Origin of the sequence: Micromonospora sp. DH13 (genome assembly GCF_020873825.1) — a bacterium.
GTDB lineage: Bacteria > Actinomycetota > Actinomycetes > Mycobacteriales > Micromonosporaceae > Micromonospora > Micromonospora haikouensis.
The window spans coordinates 40459-62354 of sequence record NZ_JAHWGR010000032.1 but is presented as its reverse complement, the minus strand read 5'-3'; the positions used below and the strand labels follow the sequence as shown (position 1 = coordinate 62354).

At 72.0% G+C, this 21896-nt stretch carries 14 protein-coding genes; 5 read left to right on the top strand and 9 right to left on the bottom strand.

Annotated elements, in window-relative coordinates:
* Nucleotides 1–162: 162 nt before the first annotated feature.
* A complete protein-coding gene (locus LPA42_RS34590) occupies nucleotides 163–6813 on the bottom strand; it encodes an RHS repeat-associated core domain-containing protein (RefSeq protein WP_158229431.1) in 6651 nt (2216 codons plus the stop codon).
* A gap of 566 nt (nucleotides 6814–7379) precedes the next feature.
* Between LPA42_RS34590 and LPA42_RS25980 the strand changes: the two genes are divergently transcribed.
* Nucleotides 7380–11981, top strand: coding sequence for an FG-GAP-like repeat-containing protein (locus LPA42_RS25980; RefSeq protein ID WP_144082682.1), 4602 nt, complete (start codon nucleotides 7380–7382; stop codon nucleotides 11979–11981).
* A 71-nt stretch (nucleotides 11982–12052) separates the two neighbouring features.
* Here LPA42_RS25980 and LPA42_RS25975 read toward each other — a convergent pair whose 3' ends face one another.
* From LPA42_RS25975 to LPA42_RS25955, 5 genes are all read right to left on the bottom strand, one after another.
* Entirely contained in the window at nucleotides 12053–13366 is a 1314-nt protein-coding gene (locus tag LPA42_RS25975) for a hypothetical protein (protein WP_077938194.1), read from the bottom strand.
* Between the two features lie 77 nt (nucleotides 13367–13443).
* A complete protein-coding gene (locus LPA42_RS25970) occupies nucleotides 13444–13779 on the bottom strand; it encodes a YrdB family protein (RefSeq protein WP_077938193.1) in 336 nt (111 codons plus the stop codon).
* 3 nt (nucleotides 13780–13782) lie between these two features.
* Nucleotides 13783–14355, bottom strand: coding sequence for a TetR/AcrR family transcriptional regulator (locus LPA42_RS34585; RefSeq protein ID WP_077938192.1), 573 nt, complete (start codon nucleotides 14353–14355; stop codon nucleotides 13783–13785).
* Entirely contained in the window at nucleotides 14348–15148 is an 801-nt protein-coding gene (locus LPA42_RS25960) for an alpha/beta fold hydrolase (protein WP_077938191.1), read from the bottom strand. The genes LPA42_RS34585 and LPA42_RS25960 overlap by 8 nt, the downstream gene beginning before the upstream one ends.
* A gap of 87 nt (nucleotides 15149–15235) precedes the next feature.
* A complete protein-coding gene (locus tag LPA42_RS25955) occupies nucleotides 15236–16156 on the bottom strand; it encodes a proline dehydrogenase family protein (protein WP_043965299.1) in 921 nt (306 codons plus the stop codon).
* 101 nt (nucleotides 16157–16257) lie between these two features.
* Here LPA42_RS25955 and LPA42_RS25950 point away from each other — a divergent pair, with 101 nt between their 5' ends.
* The 3 genes from LPA42_RS25950 to LPA42_RS25940 are packed head-to-tail and all read left to right on the top strand — an operon-like array spanning nucleotide 16258 to nucleotide 18310.
* Nucleotides 16258–16551 (top strand): hypothetical protein, encoded by a 294-nt coding sequence (locus tag LPA42_RS25950; protein ID WP_228986921.1) that lies wholly within the window; start codon nucleotides 16258–16260, stop codon nucleotides 16549–16551.
* Between the two features lies 1 nt (nucleotide 16552).
* The gene (locus LPA42_RS25945; protein WP_077938190.1) at nucleotides 16553–17719 is read left to right on the top strand and encodes a glutathionylspermidine synthase family protein; all 1167 of its coding nucleotides are present in this window, start codon (nucleotides 16553–16555) and stop codon (nucleotides 17717–17719) included.
* 18 nt (nucleotides 17720–17737) lie between these two features.
* The gene (locus tag LPA42_RS25940) at nucleotides 17738–18310 is read left to right on the top strand and encodes a CGNR zinc finger domain-containing protein (protein ID WP_077938189.1); all 573 of its coding nucleotides are present in this window, start codon (nucleotides 17738–17740) and stop codon (nucleotides 18308–18310) included.
* A 49-nt stretch (nucleotides 18311–18359) separates the two neighbouring features.
* Here LPA42_RS25940 and LPA42_RS25935 read toward each other — a convergent pair whose 3' ends face one another.
* Together LPA42_RS25935 and LPA42_RS25930 are read right to left on the bottom strand one after the other, a co-directional pair.
* Complete coding sequence (locus LPA42_RS25935; protein ID WP_176734114.1) at nucleotides 18360–19166, bottom strand: sugar phosphate isomerase/epimerase; 807 nt, start codon at nucleotides 19164–19166, stop codon at nucleotides 18360–18362.
* A gap of 107 nt (nucleotides 19167–19273) precedes the next feature.
* A complete protein-coding gene (locus LPA42_RS25930) occupies nucleotides 19274–20218 on the bottom strand; it encodes a Ppx/GppA phosphatase family protein (protein ID WP_077938188.1) in 945 nt (314 codons plus the stop codon).
* Between the two features lie 74 nt (nucleotides 20219–20292).
* On the opposite strand from LPA42_RS25930, the gene LPA42_RS25925 reads away from it, so the two are divergent.
* The gene (locus tag LPA42_RS25925; RefSeq protein ID WP_096761667.1) at nucleotides 20293–21099 is read left to right on the top strand and encodes a hypothetical protein; all 807 of its coding nucleotides are present in this window, start codon (nucleotides 20293–20295) and stop codon (nucleotides 21097–21099) included.
* A 107-nt stretch (nucleotides 21100–21206) separates the two neighbouring features.
* Here LPA42_RS25925 and LPA42_RS25920 read toward each other — a convergent pair whose 3' ends face one another.
* Nucleotides 21207–21890, bottom strand: a complete 684-nt coding sequence (locus tag LPA42_RS25920; protein ID WP_043965295.1) for a response regulator transcription factor — start codon at nucleotides 21888–21890, stop codon at nucleotides 21207–21209.
* Between the last annotated feature and the right edge of the window lie 6 nt (nucleotides 21891–21896).

Below are 21896 nucleotides of genomic sequence, written 5' to 3'. Positions count from 1 at the left end.
CGATCCACAATACGTTCGCCTATGAATCTGATCCTCAAGGAAGACTGCTAAGCCCATCGAAGCCAGCCCCTCTTATCCACGCCACAACTAGATCGAACGGAAGTGCCCCCCTGTGCGTAGCCGCAGCTAGGAGCCACTTGCGTCCCCATTCTACGACATGCGCTAGCGAGGAGCAGGGATTGGATGCATGGTGATTACGCCACCATACTTGTCCTGGACGAGGCGGTACCAACTCGTAGGCACCCCACCAGCATTCAACGAGGTGCGACCAATAACTCTGCCCGCATTTACATCCCGCTCATAAAAGCCACTTGCGTTGGGCCCACGACAAGCACAGCCGTTGGCACGATCGACGAGACCATCCAAATCAACATCAGCGTCGAATATGCTCTTGTCCCGCGTGACCTGCGATCCTCCCGGCATATGCTTGCCCCGAACGTACGCCTCGGAAGCATCATCCAGCATCGCCGGAGCACAGCCGTTCGTGTTGTGCACCAGCACCGGCGTGTCGCCAGCCATCACATGGTACGTGTGGACACCGTCGACGGTGAGGTTGTAAGCAAGAGCCCTGTTCACCGAGTACTGCTTGAGTCCGCCGACCGAGCGGGCCCTGCCGTCAGGGCCGAGCGTCAGGTCACCCCGGTCGAGTTCGTCGGCGCGCTGCCATTCACGGTCCGTGTGGTTCCAGAACGGGTGGTCCTCCGTGGTGGTGACGAGGGCGTCCTCGATCTGAAGGTCGACGAGGTCGTCCTCGTGCACCCATACGTGGGTGACAATGCGAGGACCCTGCTCGCCCGTCTCCGGGTCGGCCGCCGTCACCTCGTCGCCGGCCTGGACCTCCTGGAGCTTCTTGGTGCTGCCGTCGGCCATCAGGACCTCGGTGTCACCACCGAAGCTGCACGCGCCGCCTGACCTGACGCCCCGGCCGCCGGTCCCCTTGCCACCCGCACCCATGCCGGGTATGCCAGGAATCAACCGCTCTTCGCCGGGCAGATTCTCAGCGCCCCACCGGAAATGCTCGTACCAGAAAAGTTCCTCGATCCACTGCTGGCATCCGCCCGGTCTGCCCATCTCGCTGCAGATGTTCATGGCGAGCCGGGCCGTGTCCGCCGTCATCCAGTCCTTGTTGTTGCCCTGGCTCATGGTGGCGAACCAATTCGCGCGCTGCTCGCGCCAGCGGCGCATGAACTCCTCGAACGGCACGCTCTCCGGCACTTGGATGCCGTAGCCGAGGTCCCTCGGGTGGTTCTCCTTGTTGGGCTTGGAGCTTCCCTTACCGTTCTCCTCGCCCCACGTGACGTTGTCCGTCGAACCGCAGCCGTGCGGGCAGCCCTTGCTCGGGTCGTACCCGTAGCAGTCGAAGTACCTGCAGTCGTCCGGGATCAACCCCGACGGATCGCTGGAGGTGACCGGGGTGTTGTTGGCGTACGAGTAGCCGTTCCACTGCTGCGGGTCGGCCAGGTCCTGGAGCGGGTCGAGCGAGACGAACCGGCCGATCGTCGGGTCGTAGTTGCGGGCGCCGACCTGGGTCAGGCCCGTGTTCGGGTTCAGCGGCTGGTTGAGGAACCCCCGATTGTCGGGGGCCGTCACCGTCGCGCCGCGCGGCGCGCCGTACGGGGTGTACTGCCGCCAGGTCGGCACCTGCGCGGTGTTGTTGAGGTACAGGCTGGGCGTGCCCTGGTGGTCGGGCAGGACGAAGCCGTACGCGGTGCCGCTGCCCGTCCGGTAGGCCACCGCGCCGCTGGGCAGGGCGTGGTAGCGGATGCCGCTCAGCGCCTGGGTGCCGGTGTTCAGGGTGATCTGCTCGCCGGCCAGGTAGAGCGTGGTGGAGCCCGGGTCCCGCTGGATGAGCAGGTTGCCGTCGGCGTCGTACAGGAACGAGCTGTCCCCGTCCGTGCCGCCGGTCACCGAGGCCAGCTCGCCCGCGTCGTCCCAGGTGAGGCTCTGGGTGCCCTGCCCGGCCTGGCGCGTGGTCATGTTCCCCGCGCTGTCGTACGCGTACGACGTGCTGCCGGTGAGCCCGCCGCTGGTGGTCGTGCCCGTCAGCGTGTGCGGCTGCCCGCCGCCGTTGCCGTCGTACGCGTAGGTGGTGACGGTGTCGGCGCCGCCGGTCGGCGAGTACCGGGTCTCCTTGGTGCGGTTGCCGAGCGGGTCGATCTCCCACTCGGTCCAGTAGGCGCTGGTCGCGCCGATGCCGCTGCCGACCGTCGCGCGGTTGCCGGTCGCCGGTGTCGCGGCGCAGTCGTCGGTCGCGGTCCACGCCTTCGTGAGCCGCCGCAGCGCGTCGTACCGGTAGCACTCGGTCTCGGCGGCGGTGCCCGGCAGGTGGCGGGTGTCGACGTTCTTGACGATGTTCCCGAACAGGTCGTACGCGTAGTCCTGCCTGCCGACGTCGGTGGTCGTGGTCGTGGTCCTGGTGACCTTCTGCTGGAGCAGCCGGCCGTTGTGGTCGTCGTAGGTGTTGACGAGCGACGCGGCGCTCGTCGGGGGACCCTGGACGCCCCGGGTGACGCGGCCCCACGCGTCGTATTCCGTGGAGCTGGCGTAGGTGGCCAGGCCACCTAGGGTGCTGGGCAGGTCGAGGACGCCGCTGTAGCCGTGGATGGCCGTCTCGGCGGGCAGGCCGCCCCGGGCCTGGTAGGTGTCGCCGAGCGGCTTGCCCGTCGAGCTGTGGTAGCTGTGGGTGTAGCCGTAGGTGTTGCCGAGCAGCCCCTCCACCGCCGGAATGACGATCTTCTCGCCGGTCGACGAGCCGAACGCGTTGAAGCCCGTCCACTGGGTCCGGTACTCGGCGCCGCCGCGGAAGGCGATCTTCGTGGTCAGCTTGCCGACCGGGTTGGCCATCGTCGGCTCGGCGGCGTTGTCGTTGTCGTACACCCAGGCGGCGAGCCGGTTGCCGGTCGCCTGCGCCGAGAGGGCGGCGGCGTAGCTGCCCGTCCTGCGATTGATCTTGTCGTACGTGAAGGACGTCGTCCTGCCCCGGGAGTCGGTCGTCTCGACGGTGTTCCCGACGCCGTCGTAGCGCGTCGTGCTGGTGCCGGCGTCCGGGTCGTCCCGGCTCACCACCTGCCCGAGCAGGTTGTGCTGGCGGGTCCAGACGTTGCCGGCCGGGTCGGTCAGGGTGGACTGGTTGCCGCCCGCGTCGTAGCCGTAGCCGGTGGCGACGGTGGTGCCGCCGGTGAGCTGGTAGCTCCCGGTGAACGGGTCGGCCGGGCTGGTCAGGGTCGGTGCCGAGGTGTACTGGAGTTGCTGCTGCGTCCGGCCCATCGGGTCCGTCACCACCGTGGTGGTGGTGCCGCCCGTCGGCGGGACGACCGTCGTCCGGTCCCCGTTGTACACGGTCCGGGTCGCCGACCTGATCACGCCGTCGCGGGCCGCCTCGGCCAGGATCACCCGGCCGAGTCCGTCGTACGTGTTGAAGGTCTGGTTCAGCGCCTTCTTCAGCAGGTTGTCGGCGTACACCGGGGTGGTGTCCGGCGTGGTGGCGGCATCCCACCAGCCGTTGTACGTGGCCCGCACCCAGCCCCGGCTGTCGTAGAACGTGTCGGTGACCATGCGCCCGCCCTGCGGGGTGTCCGCCTGGACCTGCCGCACCCGGTGCAGGGCGTCGTAGATGGTGGTCGTCTTCTGGTAGCCACCGCTGTTGTTCAGCGTCTGGGTGGTGGTCGCCGACGGGCCGGTCTTCGACACCGTGTAGGTGTGCTTGAGGTGGGCCGAGCTGCTGGTGGCCCGGGAGGCGAGCCAGACGGACGTGCGGCGGCCCAGCGCGTCGTACTGCGTGCGGGTCACCACGTTGTTCGCGTCGGTGCTGCTGGTGGTCAGGTTCCGCATCGGCGTGACGACGCTGGTGGTGGCGTGGCCCTCCGCGTTCGTCACGGTCAGGCCGGTGGTGAGTCCGACGGCGTTGTCCGTGTAGGCGACCGTGCTCTTGTGGCCGTTGCCGTCCCAGGTGCCGGTGGCCCGGCCGTACGCGTCGAACTCCGCGCGGTCGGTCGTCTGGTAGGTGTACGCGCCGGAGGCCCAGCCGGACGCCTTGCGGACCATGGTGACGGTGCCCCTGGTGGGCGCGGCGGCCTGCGGGAACGTCGTGGCGAAGGCCGGGTCGTCGTAGTACGTCCGGACATGCGAGACGACCTGCGCAGGCCGGTTGACCGTGGTCGGGGCGGTCAGCGTGTTCATGCTGCCCGGCGACGACGCCGACGGGCCCTGGGCGTAGCCGCCGCAGGCCACCGCCACCGTCTCGGTTTCGCTGGTCAGCCCAACGAGGTTGAGGCCGGTGTTCGGGGCCGCGTACGACGTGGTGGTGCACCGGTCGTAGGCGGCGCTCGCCGGGACCGTGTGGTCGTAGGTGTGCCTCAGCAACCCGAAGGTGGCCGAGCTGGTCGACGCGTCGTACGAGTTGTCGGTCGCGCTGTACCGCCAGGTCGTCGCGCCGCCGGTGGTGACCGCCTGCCGCCGCCAGACCCGCGCGGGCGCGGCGAACGTCGCGGTCAACGGGGACAGTCCGGTACGCGTGCGGGTCGCGGTCGCCTCGGACACCCAGTAGGAGGTGACCGTCGAGCTGTCGACGGGGCCGCCGTCGCCGACGTGGCTGGTGGTCTCCAGCTCCCGGCCGGCGAGCTGGTCGACGTCCTCGTGGACGCCGCCGGCGGAGTCGGTGAGGTTGACGACCGTGGTGTTGTTGTTGCGGCTCATGCCGCGGTGGTAGGTCGTCTCGGACAACGTCCGGCGGTCGTTGACCCCGTCGCCGCCACGCACCCTGACCTTGCCGTAGCCGCGGAACTGGCCGTACGTGCGGTACTTGGCCTTGACCACCTCGTTGTCGTCGTAGTGCCACGCGGCGCCGCCGACGTACTCGTAGCTGGTGGACGTGGCAGGGGCCCCGCCGGTGGGGTCCGTGGCGGTGACCCGGGTGACGGCGTACCGGTGGAACCAGTCCCGGATCTGGTCGGTGTACCCGTCGGGGGTCCAGTGGATCGGGTAGCAGGACCTGGTGTTCGCGGCGGGGCTGGTGGTGACGGGGGCGGTGCAGGGCAGCGGCAGCTCGTAGCTGGGTGAGACGACCGAGCCGGTCTCGGTGGTGATCGCCGAGATCCGCTGCCGGTAGAAGCTCGGCAGGCCACCGGTGACGTCGACGCGGTTGGCCAGCTTGATGCCACTGAACGACACCGACGGCAGCGCGACGGGCGCGGTGGATCCGCCGGAGGTGGTGTCGTGCCCGGTGCGGGTGATGGAGGACAGCCAGAGCGTCGGGGACGTGCCGTCACCGGTCGCCGGCATGGTGTGCGCGAGCGCGTACGAGTCGACCTTCTGGTACGTCGAGGTGGCGGTGTCGTACTGCTGGGTCTCGATGGAGGTCAACCGGACGGTGGAGAAGAACGACGGGCTCCACGCCGGGCAGTCGGTGCCGGCGTTGCAGACCAGGTCGAAGGGTACGTCCGGCCAGTTCGCCTTGTTCGCCGAGTTCAGCGGCTGGCAGGTGCCGGCGAGACACCGGTCTCCGGTGGCGAAGACGACCCGGTTCGGCACCGTGCCGTACGCCGAGCCGTCGCGGAAGCCGTAGTCGATCCGGGCGAGGTGGCTGTCCCGGACGTAGCTGACGTCGGTGGCGCCCATGTTGCGGCCGTAGCGGTTGGTGGCCTGGTCGTAGTAGTGGGCCATCGCGTTGCCGTGGACGTCGGTGACGTGGTCGAGGTTCCAGCGGTACGCCATGGTGCAGACCGAGGAGGAGAAGCCGGCCGGGTCGTAGCAGGGGTCGCCCGAGTGCGGGGAGTAGACCGGGACGGTGTCGACCGACTTCGTCTCCGGCTTCCCGGAGCTCCAGCCGGGCAGGCGGTTGCGGCCGAACTCGTAGACGGTGCCGTCGCGCTCGGTGACCCGCCAGTAGTCGGCATCGTGCGTGCCGCTGCCGTTGCCGGAGTTGGTCACCCGGGTGACCTTGGCCCCGGTGTCGTTCTGGAGCTTCCACACCTGCTTGGTGGCGTCCCAGATCAGGGCGCTCGACGAACCGTTCAGCGCGATCGTCAGGATGGGGCCGGCGTAGCAGCGGTCGTGGGTCTCGACCGGGGAGGGGCTGCCACCCGGGTCGTCCTTGCAGGAGACGAAGGTCTGCTCGACGTACGACCGCGGCGTCGTCCAGCCGTCGCCGACCCACGACGCCTGGGCGTTGGTCGAGGAGGTCTGCCCGTCGACGGCGCCCGAGTCGTACGACAGGGCCACCTTCGGCACCAGCTTGGAGCGGGTCGGCGGCACCGTCACGGGGTAGGTGTAGCTGAACGAGCCGGTGCTGCCGCCCGCGCTCCAGGACTGGGACGGCGACAGGTCGGTCGCGGCGTAGGTGCCGCCCGCCCCGCCCTCGTCCCCGGCGGTCGCGACCGCCGCCAGCACGGTCGTCGGGCCGGCGGCTGCGGTGCCCACAAGCGGGATCTCGGCCGAAACGGTCTCGGCGGTGACGTCGTTGGTCGAGGGCAGCGGCGTCACCGTGCGGCACCCGGCCGCCGCCGGTGTGGTCAGGGCGCATGCGGGCAGGCGCACCAGCCTCAGCCGCGAGCCGTAGTTCCCGCCGTACGCCTCGGCGAAGCCGGCATAGTCCACGCCGACCCGCACCCTCCCGGGGGCGGCTGCGGGCGAGGGGGTGACCGTGAGCAGCATGCCGTCGACCCCGGCGGCCTCCGCCGTGGCCCGATCCGCGACGCGCACGTCGAGCCGGCGGGGGCCGGCGTGCCGGCCACCCTCGGCGACCGGCTGCGCCCACACGGGCGTCCCCGCCGCCCGCGCCTTCGCCGCCGTTCGTACCCCGGCTGCCGCCGGCACGCTCAGGTCCACCCGCGCTGAAGCGGCCTTCGGCCACGCCGTCCGTGACGGGCGATGGGTGGACCTCGCGTCGTCAGGCGGTGACACGAAGCGCGTCGGCAACGGCTTCACGCCGGTGACCGAACGGCCGGGGGACACCGGGGGCAGCTTCGCCTGCCCGCCGTCGTCGAGGGGCCTCGCCGACGCCGGAGCACCGGACAGCACTCCCGCCGCCAACGATGCCGCCACGGCCACCGCGACCAGCCGCCCCGGACCAGCCAACAGGCGTATGCCCCCGTGCCCGACCATGCGTACCCCACTCCGCAAGAGACAAGTAAAGCCACGCAGAGTGTCCGAACGAGCACTCTCGTGGCGCGAACAATGTTTCATGTTCGCCGGAGCGGAAGGTCACGGCGCGGTAACGATAGGCCGAAATCACTTCGTCCAAATCGGTCGCAGAGAGTCGCAAAAGGACGACCGATGGTGAGATTCGACGTTCCCCGTGAGCAGGTGGGGCTGGTTCACTGTGGCCGCCCACCGGACGCCGCCCGGCGTCCACCGGCAATGGCCACGGGAGGAACCGCTTCATGCTCGCAGCTCACCCACCACGATGGGCCCTTCGAGGGAGGGCCGTCGCGGCCGGCGTCAGCTTCGGCCTCCTGGCCGCCAGCGTCGCCTCGCTGCCCGTCCAGCCGGCCGAGGCGGCACCCTCGACACCCACCGCGAAGCCGGCGCCCGGCCCGCTCGGCGTGGACCGGGCGGTGGCCGAGGCTCGGCGAACGGGCCGACCCGTCGAGGCGACCGCCGCAGGCACCTCCACCTCCACGGTGACCGCCCGACCCGACGGCACGGTCGAGCTGACCCAGACCGCGGTGCCGACCCGAACCCGGGTCGACGGACAGTGGAAGACGCTCGACGCGACCCTGGTCCGCCATTCCGACGGCAGCATCACCCCGGCGGTGACGACGAACCAGGTCCGGCTCTCCCCCGGCGGCACCGGCCCGCTCGCTGAGTTGACCAGCGGCGACCGGGCACTCTCGCTCACCGCGCCGCTGGCCCTGCCCGCGCCCACGTTGTCCGGGCCCACGGCCACCTACACCGAGGTGCTGCCCGGCGTCGATTTGACCGTACGGGTCACCCCCGAGGGCGGCTTCTCCCACGTCTTCGTCGTCAAGAACCGTCGGGCCGCCGCCAACCCGAGGCTGTCCACCCTCGACCTGAGCACCACGGTCCGGGGTGTCACCCTCACCGCCGACAAGACCGGCAACATCACGGGCCGCGACCGCGCCGGCCACGCCGTCCTCACCGCCCCCGCGCCGACCATGTGGGACTCCACCGCCGGCGCCAACGAACGAGGGACCGTCGCGTCGAGCGCCTCCGCACCGGGCAGGACCGCGCGGAGCGCTCCCATCGCCGTGCAGGTCACGCCCAGGAAGCTGCGCCTGACTCCCGACAGAGGGCTGCTCACGGCTTCTGCCACGGTCTACCCCGTCTACATCGATCCCACGTTCAACTGGACACCCGTCGGGCCGAAGATGTCCGGCTGGGCCACGATCTCCTACCAGCACCAGTCCACCAACTTCTGGAAGGACACCCCCGACCTCATCGGCCGCATGCAGGTCGGCAACTCCGGCAGCCAACGCTCCCAGACCCTGATCAACTTCCCGGTCCCCTACAGCACCCTCGCCGGGGCCGAGATCTACGACGCCATCTTCAAGATCACCAACACCCGGTCCTGGAACTGCACCGACAAGACCGTCAACATCTACGCCCCCGCGACCACCCTCACCTCCGGCAACGCCACCTGGAACCACTGGGAAGGCGTGTCCAACGGCCCCCTCGCCGCGTCGAAGAGCTTCGCCTACGGCTACAGCGGCTGCGACGCCGCTGCCGTCTCCTTCGACGTCACCAACCAGATCGAGGCCGACGTCACCGCCCAGAGGGCCACCCGCACCCTGCGGATGATCGCCGCCAACGAGGCCAGCGACACCCAGAGCTGGAAGGAGTTCCTCGAAACCAGCCCCACCCTCACCATCCGCTACAACCACAAGCCCAACACCCCGACGGGGATGACCACCTCGCCCAAGACCACCTGCGCCGCCACCACGCCGACAATCGTCGGAGACGGTTCGGTCTCCCTCTACGCACCGGTCTCCGACCGCAACGGCGGCACCCTCGGCGTCACCTTCAAGCTCTGGAAGACCAGCGACGCGGCGCAGACCGCCGTCGCGTCCTCCAACCCGAACCTGCTGACCTACTCCTCCGGCAGCACCGCAGTACTGGTCGTACCGGTGGCGACCCTGCGCACCGCAGCCGCCGGCGCGGTCACCGGTTTCTCCTGGAAGGTCCAGGTCACCGATTTCCGTACCCCAAGCAACTGGTCGGCCACCTGCCGGTTCACCTTCGACCCCACCAGGGCGGGGCCGCCGGAGGTGACGGCACCGGCCGGGAGCACCATCGGCCAGCCAGCCACCTTCACCGTCGCCCCACCCGGGACCGGTACGACCCCGGGCGGGTACGTCTACCAACTCAACGCCGGCGCTCCGGTCGACGTCCCGGCCGACACCAGCGGCAACGCCACCATCGCGGTCGCGCCCACCCGGTTCGTCAACACCCTGACCGTGACGAGCGTGTCCGCCGGAGGCAACATCGGCGAGTCGGCCAGCATCACGTTCAACGCCGACCCGGCCGCGACCGCCGCCGACGCTGACCTCACCGGCGACGGAGTCGCCGACCTCCTCACCGTCGGTGCCGCCAACGGCCTGCCCTCCGGGTTGTGGCTCGGCAAGGGCAACGTCGAAGGCACTGCCGTCACCGCCACCGACATCGGTGCCCGCGGCAACGGGGTCACGGGCAACAACTCCCCCGCCGACTTCGACGGCGCCCAGGCCCTCACCGGCCGCTTCACCGGCACCGGCCTTCAGGACGTCCTCACCTACCACCCCACCGGCGCCGGTGCCGGCAGCGCCGGCGTCCTGCGCGCCAACGGCGACGGCTCCGTCATCCAGGCCCAGCTCAGCGGCAACCAGTTCAGCATCGGCCCCGACCAACTCCTCGACCCCGACGGCAATCAGCCCATCCAGTTGGCCAACGCCGGCGACAGCCGGCGCCTCGACTCCCCTTATCCCGACCTCGTCGGCACCAGCGGCGACCCCACCAACGGCTACCACCTCACGTACCACCCCAACCTTGGCACGCCCAACGGCTACCTCGGCGCCTTCCACACCACCGCCCTGACGCCCACCGGCGGCACCGACTGGAACAACTGGACGCTCGCCACAGCCCAGCTCACCGCCGGCACCGCCATGTTCCTGTGGCACCGCACCACCGGCGCCCTGCACCTGTGGACCGACCTGACCGTCGACCCCGACACCGGGCAGTTGACCTACCAGCCGTACACCCTGTCGGCCGCCTGGAACACCGGCGCGAACCTGACCCTCCGCGCGGCGGACGCCGACAACAACGGCACCCCCGACCTGTGGACCACCGGTACCGGCGGCAGCATCACCCTCTGGAAGGTCACCAACCTCACCACTGGCGTCCCGGGCACGGGCACCCTCGCCGCCCAGCCCATGCAGAGCCTCATCACCTCCGACCACAGCTGGCAGCTCAACGACGCCGACAGCGGCTCGGTGGGCACCGCCCGCGACACCGCCGGCACCCTGCATGCCACCGGCAACGCTGGCGTGACCTGGAACACGGGCGACATGTTCGACCCTGACACGGTGTTCAACGGCACCAGCGGAACCCTCACCACTCCCACGCCGGCGGTGAACACGAACGCCGACTTCTCCCTCTCCGTGTGGGTCAAGCCCACCGCTCTCGGCGGCACCATCCTGTCCCAGGACGGGACCAGCACCGCAGGGTTCAAGCTCTACACGGACGCCACCGACAAGTCCTGGCGCTTCGCCATGCCACGTACCGACGTCGCGGCTCCGGTGTGGGATGTCGCGATCTCGGCATCCAACACCGCCCGGCTGGGCGTGTGGACGCACGTCACGGTCACCTACCAGAAGTCCGTCGGCACCATGTGGATCATGCTCAACGGCGTGCGGAGTGCCCACGGGGCCCACTCTTCGACCTGGAGCGCAGTCGGCGGGTTCCGGATGGGCAGCCACAAGACGGGGGCCGGCAGTTACGGAGGCTGGTTCGCCGGGGAGTTGGCCAATGCGCAGACCTGGTCGCGGATGCTGACCTTTCCCCGGGCCAGAAACCTCCCTGTGGAGGACTTCGACGGCGACGGCCGCTCGGACATCCTCGGCTTCTCCACCTCCCACACAGAGCTCTGGTGGACGCCGAACACGACCGTGGCCGGCCAGTCCCCGTCGCGGGGCGGCAGCAAGCGGATCTCCGCCGGGTGGTCGGACATCACCGACCCGTTCGTCACCGACTACGACGGGGATGGAAAGTCAGACGTCGTCGGGCGGGTCGACGACGAGCTGTGGACGTGGTCGAACGCCAGCAGCGTCGGCGCTCCGATCGTGGTGGCCGCCGACAAGCTCGGCGTGAACTGGGACAGTCTCCCCCGGATCGCGCCCGCCGACTTCGACGGCGACGGGAGAACCGACATCGTCGGCTACTCCAGCAACAACGACGAACTGTGGTGGGTCCCGAACACCACTCCCGTCGGCGGGATGCCGCAGCGCGGGACGAGCAAGAAGGTGTCCTCGGGATGGGGTGGCATCACCAAGCAGATGATCGCCGACTACAACTCGGACGGTATGCCGGACATCCTGGGTCGGGGCAGCAACAACGTCATGTACGTCTGGCTCAACACCAGCACGGTCGGCAACCCGTCCGTTGGTTCACTCGTGGCCCTCGGCACCGCCTGGGACACGCTGCCCACGACCACGACGGCGGACTTCGACGGCGACGGACGGGAGGACATCGTCGGCTTCTCGATCAGCGGCGACAAGTTCTGGTGGGTGCCGAACACCACCCCCGCCGGCGGCACGCCGAGCCGGGGCACCAGCAAGGAGGTGGCGGCCGGCTTCGCCACCGCAGCCGACAAGCGGGTCATCGACTACGACGGTGACGGTCGACCGGACGTACTCGCCCAGATCGGCGACGAGTTGTGGGTCTGGCCCAACACCAGCACGCCCGGCAACCCGTCTGTGGGGCCGAAGGTGTCCCTGGGGTTGGCCTGGAACACCATCGGCGACTTCCTGACCGAGCGCCGGGCGTTCTGACGCGGCTCCTGTCGGGGTGAGGGCGGAGGCATGCTCCGCCTCACCCCGGCGGGGAGGGACCGGCAGGCCGGTCAGCCGACCGCCGTCCGGGCGTACGCGACGCACTCGTCGTGCAGGCCCGCCCACGGCTCGCCGAACGCCTCCCCGGACGCCTCCTCCGCGGTCCGCCGGTCGTGCACGACCGCCTTGAAGAAGGCGAGCACCCGCTGCTCGCCGAACCGGTCGACGAGGTGCCGTACGGCCAGGTAGCCGACGCCGTAGCTGCCGCCGACGCGCCGGGCGGACGCGTCCTCGGCCGGGGTGAGGTCGTCGAGCCGGCCGGTCCAGCCGCCGCCCGGCGCCAGCAGCTCGCGCACCTCGGCGAGCCCCTCGTAGCGACCGACCGGTGTTCCGCCGACGCCCGCGTACTCGGCGAGCCCCTCCACCAGCCACCACGTCTCCCGCCCCGGGTACCCGCGCTCGGGCAGGGAGGCGGCGTGCGTCAGTTCGTGCCGGAGCAGGTCGTCGGCGCCGGTGGCGGAGAGCCCGTCGGCGTTGAGGACCACCTCGTGGTGGCCGCCGCCGACGGTGACGGCGTACCCGCCGGTCCACGCCGGGCGGCCGCCGCCGTACCAGCTCAGCCACTCCGCCTTGCCGGCGTAGAAGACGCGGTACCGGTCGGGCGGCGGGCCGGCGACCGCGTACGCGTCGGCGGTCCGCGCCGCGGCCTCGGCCTGGCGGAGGAGGCCGGGAAGCTTCCCGCGCAGCGCCGGGGTGGTGGCCACGACCGTACGCGGGCCCACCGCCACGACCAGGTCGCTCACCTCCCACGGCCGGGTGCCGGTCTCGGCGGACCGGGACTCCTCCATGGCGACCAGCCGGACCTGCCCGCCGGAGTCCCGCCACCGGGTGCCGACGAGCACGGGGCTCGGCCGGCAGCCGGGCACCACGAAGCAGTACTGGAAGCGCACCACGATCCGCCACTCGTCGGGCCGCCCGGCCACGGTCGTGGGTAGGCCGGTCTGCTCGGGTCGCCACACGGTGACCCGCAGGGCGCGCAGGGCGGCGTACCGGCGGGCCAGGGCGGGGTGGGCGGCGGGCTCGGCGACGGCGAGGAAGCCGGCCCGGTCGCCGCCGAGCAGGGCGGCGGCCTGGCGGTCGAGCTGGCCGGAGATCCGCTCGCCGAGCTGCCGGGCGGCCTCGACAGCGGGGTCGGCGGGCACGGTGGGCCCGAGGCGGCCGATCGTCGGCCGGTCCGCCGCCTCGTGCAGCACGCCGGCCAGCAGCACGGTCGGCAGGCCGCAGGTGAGCAGCACCAGCACCACGCCGAGCGCGGCCCACAGCGGCCAGGGCCGACGCCGTCGTGGTTGGTCCCACCGGTGCATGCCGTCCAAGCCGTCGGTCACCCGGCGAAGGGTACGACCTCCGGGGCGGATCGGGCGAACGCGCCACGGGCCGCCCGGGGCCGCCGACCGTCGAGCAGTCAGTCCGATGGTGCGGTGAGCGCCAGCAGGACCCGGTCGAGCAACCAGAGGCCGACCAGCACCGCGGCGGGCACCGGACGGCCGGCGAGAAGCAGCAGGAGCCCGCCGGTGACGAACCAGGCGGCCTGGAAGGCGAGCTTCGCCGGGCCGGGCAGCGGCACGGCGGCCTTCTGCGCGCCGAAGACCCCCCAGGCGGCGGCGAGGAGCACCGGCGCGCCGATCCCGGCGGCGATCCGGACCGCCCAGCCCGCGTCCAGGGTGAAGCCCCACCAGCCGCCGGCGACGAGCACGGCGAGTTCGAGCAGGAAGATCAGGGCCAGGGCGAGCAGGTACACCGGTCAGTCCTTCCTGGGCCAGGAGCGGAACGCCACGTCCAGCCCGGCGACGAGCTGGTCGTACGAGCGGTCGAGGTCACGCGGCAGCCCGAAGCCGCCGGCGGCCTCCAGGGCGAGGAAGCCGTGCAGGGCGCTGCGGAGCACCCGGGTGGCGTCGACGGCGTCGTCGCCGTCGAGGCCGTACCCCCGCAGGATGGCGTAGATCGCGCCGACGGCCCGCCCGGCGGCGGCGACGTGGTCGGGGTCACCGGCGTCGGGCGCGCGTTGCGCGGCGACGTAGCGCCCGGGGTGCCGGCGGGCGTAGTCGCGGTAGGCGGCGGCGACGGCGCGCAGGGCGTCTTCGCCCGCGCGGCCGGCGGCGGCCGAGGTGAGCGCGTCGGCCAGCTCGGCGGTGGCCAGCGCGGCGAGCTTGCGGGTCAGCGCGTCGGCGCCCTTGACGTGCTTGTAGAGGCTGGGCAGGGCGACGCCGAGCCGACCGGCGAGGGCGGCGAGGGTGAGCTGGTCGAGGCCGACCTCGTCGGCGAGCCGGGCGGCTTCGCGCACGACGATCTGCTGGTTGAGCCCGGCCCTAGGCACGGGCGGTGGCCTTGAGGAAGGCGACGAGCTGCGCGGCGGTCTCGGCCGGCCGGTCGGCGTGCGGGTAGTGACCGGAGTCGTCGATCATGCGGGCCTCGGCGGTGGTGAAGAGCCGGCGGGCGGCGCGGGCCTCGGCGCCGGGGTCGGGAAAGTCGGGGTCCTTCGTGCCCATCAGCACGAGGACCGGCTGGCGCACCTCGGGGGCCCGGGTGGTCCACTGCGGCTCGGCCGGGGCCGCGACCCCGCGCATCGCCGCCATCCGGCCGGGTTCGCGCAGGTTGGCCACCATCGCCTTGCGGTACGCGGCGTAGTCCGCCGGCCGGCCGCTGGGGAAGAGGCTGCGGTGGAACATGCCGAACAGCCGGGGGCTGCGCAGCACCGCCGCCACGGCCAGCCGCAGGACCGGGTTCAGCTTCCGCTCGGTGACGAAGGCGCCGACCTGGACGATCGCGCCGACCAGGTCGGGGGCGTCGGCGGCGGCGAAGACCACGGCGGCGCCGCTGGAGGAGTTGCCGACCAGCGTGGCGGGGCCGCTGCCGAGGGCGCGGACGACGGCCAGCAGGTCGCCGCCGACCTCGGCCGGGGCGTACGTCGGCCAGCCGGCGCTGGACTGGCCGTGCCCGCGTACGTCCACCGACGCCACCCGGTAGCCGGCGTCGACCAGCAGCGGGACCAGGTGGCGGTAGGCCGCCCGGTTCTCCCCCATGCCGTGCGCGAGGACCACCAGCGGGCCCGCCCCGTGCACCTCGTAGGCGATCCGCCCACCGTCCCGCTCCACGTAGCTAACAGTCATAGCCTGAAAGCTAACTCGATTAGCCAATCGCGTCAAGCGCTTAGCGCCCGGTCCGCTCGGACGGGTGAGTTCATTCCCCCGCTGGGGTCACTTCTTCGACATCAGGGCCCGGCCGAAGAAGGCCAGGTTCGCGGGACGTTCGGCGAGGCGGCGCATGAGGTAGCCGTACCAGTCGGTGCCGTACGGCAGGTAGGTGCGCACGGTGTAGCCGTCGCCGACGAGCCGGGCCTGCTCCTCCGGCCGGATGCCGTAGAGCATCTGGAACTCGAACCGCTCCGGCCCCCGGTCGAACCAGCGCGCCCGGTCCTCGCCGATGGCGATCAGGCGCGGGTCGTGGGTGGCCAGCATCGGGAACCCGTCGCCGGACATCAGGATGTTGAGGCACCGCACGTACGACTTGTCCACCTCGCGGGCCGCCTGGTAAGCCACCGACTCCGGCTCCCGGTACGCGCCCTTGCACAGCCGCACCCGGGAGCCGGCGTACGCCAGCTCGCGGCAGTCCGACTCGGTCCGCCGCAGGTACGCCTGGAGGACCGCCCCCGTCGCCGGGAAGTCCTTGCGGAGCCGGGCCAGCGTGTCCAGCGTCGAGTCGGTGGTGGTGTGGTCCTCCATGTCCAGGGTGACCGTGGTGCCCGCCTCGTCCGCCGCGGCGCAGATCGCCCGCGCGTTGTCGTACGCGAGCCGCTCGTCGAAGCGCTGGCCGAGCGCGGAGAGCTTCACGCTGACCTCGGCGGCCGGGGTGAGCCCGGCGGCGGAGAGCAGACCCAGCAGCTTCAGGTACTCGTCTCGGGTGGCGGTGGCCTGCTCTGCGGTGACGGTGTCCTCGCCGAGGTTGTCGAGGGTGACCGCGAGGCCCTCGGCGACGAGTTCGCGGGTCGCGCGCAACGCGTCGTCGGTGCCGGCGCCGGCGACGAACCGGCGGACGACGTCCCGGGTGAACGGGGCCGTCGCAACGAGCCGCTCGACCTGGGATGACCGGGAGGCGGCAAGGATGACGGAACGGAGCATGAGCTGAGCGTAACGCCAGCGGGCACCACCCCGCCGGGCGGCGGCCCCGCCGGCGCAGCCCCGGGACGGGTGACGTGGCGCGGATCAGCTACAACGATGCCGTGGAACAACGCCCCCGACGCCGGCTCCGGTCGGCCACCGTGCAGCTCGGCGCGCTGACCGCCCTCGCGCTCACCATCTCCGGCTGCAACATGTCCTCCGGCGACGACGATGACGACGACTGCGCGCTCGGGCCGGTCGGCGGCGGGACGACCGTGGCGCTGGCGATGCACGTGCCCGCCACCGGCACCGCCGTCACCACCGACGCCGGGCGCGGCGACCCCCGGGCGGGTGCCGCCGCGGCGGTGCCGGAGCGCGGCGGCTTCGGCACCCATCTCGCCTCCTGCGGCGGCTGACGTGCGGCGCGAGGCGGCCACCCCGCGCGCCGACTGGGACGCCACGGTCCGCTCGCAGGGCCTCGTCTACATCGACACGGAGCTGCCCGACGGCGGGATCGTGTCGTACTGGGACGAGACCGCCGCGTACGTCTTCGGGCTGGAGGAGGTGCTCCGGCTGGAGGAGGCGACCGCCGAGCTGCACCGGATGTGCGTCGCCGCCGCCGAGCACGTGGTGGCCCGGGGCCGGTACGCCGAGTTCGGCATCCCCGAATGGGCGGCCGAGGCGGTGGCCCGTTCGCTGCGCGAGAAGCCGCCGAGCCTCTACGGCCGGTTCGACCTCTGCTACGACGGCAGCTGGCCGCCGAAGCTGCTGGAATACAACGCCGACACCCCCACCTCGCTGGTCGAGGCGAGCATCGTGCAGTGGTTCTGGCTGGAGGAGACGCGCCCGGCGGCGGACCAGTGGAACAGCCTGCACGAGCGCCTCGTCGCGGCGTGGGCGCGCATCGGCGCGGGCCTGCACGACGACCGGGTGCACGTGGTGTGGTCGAACGAGGAGGAGTCGGGCGAGGACCAGATCACGGCCGGCTACCTCGCCGAGACCGCCCGGCAGGCGGGGCTGAAGGCGGAGCTGCTGCCGATCCAGGACATCGGCTGGGACGGCCGGCGCTTCGTCGACGCCACCGACGGTCCGGTCACCACCTGCTTCAAGCTCTACCCGTGGGAGTGGATGCTCGCCGAGCCGTACGGGCCGCTGGCCCTGGAGCCGGGCACCCCGACGACCTGGATCGAGCCGGCCTGGAAGCTGCTGCTGTCCAACAAGGCGCTGCTCGCCGTGCTGTGGGAGCTGTTCCCCGGGCACGAGTACCTCCTCCCCGCGTACCTCGACTCGCCGCGGCAGATGACCGAGTACGTGGCGAAGCCGCTGCTCGGCCGCGAGGGCGGGTCGGTGCGGATCGTCACGCCCGCCGGGGAGGTCAGCAATCCCAGCGACTACGGCGACGAGGGCTTCTGCTACCAGGAGTTCCGGGCCCTGCCGAGCTTCGACGGCAACCACGTGGTGCTGGGCAGCTGGATCGTCGACGGCGAGCCGGCCGGCGCGGGCCTGCGGGAGAGCACCAGCCTCATCACCGACAACTACGCCCGGTTCCTGCCGCACTACATCGACACGCCGCGCCTGACGTGAGTCGTCTACCGTTGGGGTGTGAACTTCGACGCGTACGCCCGGACCGGGGTTGACCTCGTCAACGCCCGGCTGGACGACCTCGACGACCTGCGGGCCCTCTTCCCCGACGAGAACGCGTGGATGCGCGACGAGGTCGCGGACCGGGACCTGGCGATCTTCCGGCGGGCGCAGAAGCGGCTGCGGGACGTCTTCGACTACGGCACCTCGGGGCGCGACATCGAGGCGGTCGCCGAGCTGAACGCGCTGCTGGAGGCGTACCCGGTGCAGCCGCGCATCTCCGGCCACGACTCCAGCGACTGGCACATGCACGTCACCAGCCGGGGCGCGTCGGTGAGCGCGGAATACCTGGCCGGCGCGGTGTGGGGCCTGTCGGTGTGGCTCTGCCAGTACGGCAGCGCCCGGTTCGGGGTCTGCGCCGACGAGCGCTGCGGCAACGTCTACCTGGACACCTCGTCGAACTGCTGCCGGCGGTTCTGCTCGGAGCGCTGCGCCACCCGGTCGCACGTGGCCGCGCACCGGGCCCGCAAGCGGGCGGCGATCGGCGAGCAGCAGGTCACCGCCCCGGCCGAGGCGCTGGCCCCGGCCCGCTGACCGGGCCGGGTCGCCCCGGGCGCCGGGCCGGCCGGGCAGCGAGCGCGGCTCAGGCGTCGACGGGGGACGGCGCGGTCAGATTGGCGCGGGCGAACTCCAGGGCCTCGCGCAGGTCGGCCTCGCGGACGGCGCGGCTCTTCGCGCCCCGCGTGGTGACCTCGACGGCCACCGAGCCGGTGAAGCCACGCCCGGCCAGGGAGCGCAGCAGCTCGCCGCAGGGCTGGCCGCCGCGCCCCGGCACCAGGTGCTCGTCGCGCCCCTCGCCGGTGCCGTCGCCGAGGTGCACGTGGGCGAGGCTCGACCCCATCCGGTCAGCCATGGCCAGGGCGTCGGTGTGCGAGGCCGCGCAGTGCGACAGGTCGAGGGTGTACGACGGGTAGCCGGTCTCGGTCGGGTCCCACCCGGGGGCGTACGGGACGAACTGCCGGCCGGCCATCCGCACCGGGTACATGTTCTCCACGGCGAAGCGCAGCCCGGTGAACCGCCCGGCGACCTCGTCCAGCCCGTCGGCGAAGGTGCGGGCGTAGTCGCGCTGCCAGGTGAACGGCGGGTGCACCACGACGGTGGGCGCCTCCAGGGTGTCGGCCAGCTCGGCGGCGCGGCGCAGCCGCTCCCACGGGTCGGGGCTCCACACCCGCTGGGTGACCAGCAGGCAGGGGGCGTGGACGGAGAGCACCGGCACGCCGTAGTGCGCGGCGAGGCCGCGCAGCGCGCCGGCGTCCTGGCTGACGGCGTCGGTCCAGACCATGACCTCGATGCCGTCGTATCCGAGTGCCGCGGCCAGCTGGAACGCCGCCGCGGTCCGCTCAGGGAACACCGAGGACGTGGACAGGAGCACCGGGACGCGGGAAGTCACAGCTGCCAGCGTAGCCCGGCCCACGTTGCGGCATCGTGACGAGTAATCGCAAATCGCCCGTAGCGCCGCAACGGGCCTCCGGGACGTCACGGCAGGTCACCGGGCGTTCAGCGTTCGGTGAGCCGGTCGAGCTGGCGCAGGATGACCCCCTCCCGCAGCGCCCACGGGCAGATGTCCAACGCGGGCACGTCGAGCCGGCGCAGCACCGCCTCGGCCACCACCGCCCCGGCCAGCAACTGGTGCGCCCGGCCGACGCTCACCCCCTCCAGCTCGCTCAGGTGGCGCGGCGGGATGTGCCGGACGAAGCCGAGCACCTGCCGCAGCCCGTCCCGGGTCAGGCTGCGCCGGGCCCACAGGCCGGCGCCGGAGGGGGCCGCCCCGGCCAGCCGGGCCAGGGTGCGGAACGTCTTCGAGGTGGCCACGGGGCGTTCCCAGCCCACCTCGGCCATCTTCTCCACCACCGGGTCGAGCAGCCCGTCGACGTACTCCCGCAGTTCCGCCACGGCCCCGGCCGGCGGCGGCTCCGCGCCGTCGGGGTCGATGCGCAGCCGCTCCCGGGTCAGCCGGCCCGCACCGAGCGGCAGGGAGACCGCGACGTCCGGGTCCTCGTCGATGCCGGCGGCGATCTCCAGGGACCCGCCGCCGATGTCCAGGGCGAGCAGCCGGCCCGCCGACCAGCCGAACCACCGCCGGACCGCGAGGAACGTCATCCGCGCCTCGTCCGCGCCGGAGAGCACCTCCAGCCGTACGCCGGTGGCCTCGCGCACCCGCGCCAGCACCTCGGCCGCGTTGGTGGCGTCGCGCACCGCGGAGGTGGCGAAGGCCAGCAGGTCGTCGCTGCCCAGCCGGGTGGCCGAGGCGCGGGCCGCGTCGACCGCCCGGACCAGCCCGTCCGCGCCGGCCTCGGTGAGCGCCCCGTCCGGGCCGATCTGCTCCGCGAGCCGGAGCACCACCTTCTCCGAGTGCGCCGGCCACGGGTGCGCGCCGTGGTGGGCGTCGACCACCAGCAGGTGCACCGTGTTGGAACCGACGTCGAGGACTCCCAGTCGCATGCCGAAGACACTAGGGCCTGCCCGGATCGGTGGCTCGCCGGTGCGAGCGGGGCACCGGGCGTACGCTGGTCCGGGTGACGAGCCAGATCGAGATCCAGGTGCTGGTGGACGACCCCGACGACCCGCGCAGCCGCGAGGTGGGGCTGGACTTTCCCCGGGAGTGGATCGAGTTCGTCGACCCGGCCGACGCCACGCACGTGATCCGCGCCGACCTGACCTGGCTGCTGTCCCGCTGGACCTGCGTGTTCGGCCAGGGCTGCCACGGCATCGTCGCCGGCCGGGCCGCCGACGGCTGCTGCTCGCACGGGGCGTTCTTCACCGACTCCGACGACGAGAAGCGGGTCCGGGCGGCCGTCAAGCGGCTCACCCCGGAAAACTGGCAGCACTTCCGGCGCGGGTTCAAGAACTGGACCGAGAACGACACGGTCGACGGCAAGACGCCGGCCCGGCGCACCGCCACCCGCGCGATCGACGCACCGTGCGTGTTCCTCAACGACGCCGACTTTCCCGGCGGGGGCGGCTGCGCGCTGCACGCGCAGGCCCTGCGCGACGGGGTGCACCCGCTGGAATACAAGCCGGACGTCTGCTGGCAGCTGCCGGTCCGCCGGGACCAGGAGTGGCACAAGCGGCCGGACAACACGAAGGTGCTGGTCTCCACGCTGGCCGAGTTCGACCGGCGGGGCTGGGGCGCGGGCGGGCACGACCTCGACTGGTGGTGCACCTCGTCGACGGACGCGCACGTCGGCACCGAGCCGATGTACGTCTCGTACGGCCCGGAGCTGACCGCGCTGGTCGGCGCGGCGGCGTACGCGAAGCTCGCGGAGCTGTGCGCGGCCCGGCTGCGGCAGGGCCAGATCGCCCCCCACCCGGCCAGCGCGTAAGGAAGGGCCCCCTGTTAACGCTTTCTGCATAGGAAGGGCCCCTTCCTAACCACGCTGGCGAGTGCTCAGCGCACCGACCGGGTGCGGTCAGGCGGTGATCGGGCCCGTCACGGCTCGAACTTGTAGCCCAGGCCCCGGACGGTGACGATGAAGCGCGGCGCGGACGGCTCCGGCTCGATCTTCGAGCGCAGCCGCTTGACGTGCACGTCGAGGGTCTTCGTGTCGCCGACGTAGTCGGCGCCCCAGACCCGGTCGATGAGCTGGCCCCGGGTCAGCACCCGGCCGGCGTTGCGCAGCAGCAGCTCCAGCAGCTCGAACTCCTTGAGCGGAAGCTGCACGGTGCCCCCGTCCACGGTGACCACGTGCCGCTCGATGTCCATCCGCACCGGCCCGGCCGCCAGGGTCGGCGCCCCCGACTCGGCCACGTCGGGGGTCTGCCGGCGCAGCACCGCCCGGATCCGGGCCACCAGCTCCCGGGGCGAGTACGGCTTCGTCACGTAGTCGTCGGCCCCGATCTCCAGGCCGACGACCTTGTCGATCTCGCTGTCCCGCGCGGTGACCATGATGATCGGCACGTGCGAGCGCTGGCGGAGCTGCCGGCACACCTCGGTGCCGGACATCTCGGGCAGCATGAGGTCGAGCAGCACGATGTCCGCGCCCGTCCGGTCGAACTCGGTGAGGGCGGACGGGCCGGTGGCCGCGACCGAGACCTCGAAGCCCTCCTTGCGGAGCATGTACGACAGGGCGTCGGAGAACGACTCCTCGTCCTCGACCACCAGAACGCGGCTCAACGGGGT